Origin of the sequence: Vibrio sp. Vb0304 (assembly GCF_033338995.1) — a bacterium.
Lineage (GTDB): Bacteria > Pseudomonadota > Gammaproteobacteria > Enterobacterales > Vibrionaceae > Vibrio > Vibrio alginolyticus.
Genome location: NZ_JAWOTT010000345.1, coordinates 1 through 1,063, shown reverse-complemented (window position 1 = coordinate 1,063; position 1,063 = coordinate 1). Strand labels below are relative to the sequence as shown.

Sequence of the window (1,063 nt, the reverse complement as noted above, 5' to 3'; positions counted from 1 at the left end):
GCTCTGTACCATCAAGGTAGATGATGTCGTTTTTCTCCATCGAATCTAATGTGCTTTGCGATGAAATAGGCGTATTCGGTCTATGGTGGTCATCGCCAATGCCGACAAACGCCAAAATCTTCTCTTGATCAGTAATTGCAACTGCGCCAACCTTGGTTTCTTCGTAAATGATACGAGCGATTTTTTCTGCATTCTCGGTGTTAAAACCGTTGCTCAAAATGCCTACGGAGCGATCGGCGATGGTAAGCGCACGGCGTGAAAAGGTTGCGGAGTACTTTTCAAAAATGGTTTTTCTATCTTGTAGGATGCTCATGAAAAGTGCGGCACCGAACGAGTTGGCAATGATCATCGGAGCGGCAATCGCTGACACCAGTTCGTAGGCTTGGTCGAAGGGTTTGGCTACCGCCAACAACAAAATCATCTGCACAACTTCGGCAACAAATGTCCCGCTGAACACCACGCTTGGGTTGAACAGCAAAGCGCCCCTGTTGCGTTTGATAAGGTAGACATGTAACAAGCCACCAATCACGCCTTCAGCAGTGGTTGAAATAGCACAGGCTAGGTCGGTAAAGCCGCCAAGGGAATAACGATGAATCCCGCCAGTTAAGCCGACAGCAAAACCAACTACTGGCCCGCCGAACAACCCGCCCATGACAGCGCCAATGGCACGGGTGTTGGCGATAGCATCATTGATGTGTAGACCAAAGTACGTCCCGAGGATACAAAAGCCAGAAAAGAGCACGTAGCAAATCAAACGATGGCTAAGGCGAGACGAAATACTCAGTAGCGGTAAGATGATGGGTGTTTTACTCAGCATGTAAGCCAAGACTAAGTAAACACACATTTGCTGCAAGAGAGAGATAACCAGTTCCATAGCGAACCTAACCTGAAATTAATGTTGTTATTGTATACCTAAACAACCTCAAGGTTTTATCGGCCTTTAAAGTCATTTAGGTATAAAACAAAAAGAGCCTGCAAACGGCAGGCTCCTTGTCTTAACCAGTCAATATGTGGTTGGCTTACGCAGTTTCTGTGACTGCTTGTGGTTTTTCTTCATCCGCCA

At 46.8% G+C, this 1,063-nt stretch carries 1 protein-coding gene; it reads right to left on the bottom strand.

What is annotated here, in order from left to right:
* The coding region (locus R7P35_RS26130; protein WP_318093386.1) for a LytS/YhcK type 5TM receptor domain-containing protein at nucleotides 1–874 on the bottom strand (874 nt) is incomplete at its 3' end.
* Between the last annotated feature and the right edge of the window lie 189 nt (nucleotides 875–1,063).